This window comes from Mesorhizobium sp. M8A.F.Ca.ET.202.01.1.1 (assembly GCF_004791595.1).
GTDB lineage: Bacteria > Pseudomonadota > Alphaproteobacteria > Rhizobiales > Rhizobiaceae > Mesorhizobium.
In genome coordinates, this window is sequence record NZ_SRUN01000363.1 from 1 (window position 1) to 252 (window position 252).

Genomic DNA, 252 nt, shown 5'->3' on the forward strand with positions numbered 1-252 from the left:
ATGACGCGCCGGTGGCGGTGGCCGATGCGGCGGCGGTGAAGGAAGACACCAACACGCTGGCCGATCCCAATCCGGTGAGCGGCAATGTGCTTTCCAACGACACCGATGTCGACAATGGCGACACCCATAGCGTCAGCGCCGTCAACGGCTCGGCTGGCAATGTCGGCAACGACCTGGTCGGCACCTATGGCACGCTGCATCTCAACAGCGACGGCAGCTACAGCTATACGCTCGACAATGGCCTGGCCTCGG

General features: G+C 63.5%; 1 protein-coding gene. It reads left to right on the plus strand.

What is annotated here, in order from left to right; all coding sequences use genetic code 11:
* Positions 1–252, plus strand: a 252-nt coding sequence (locus EN845_RS35215) for an Ig-like domain-containing protein (RefSeq protein ID WP_135907355.1), incomplete at both ends; no start/stop codon positions are given.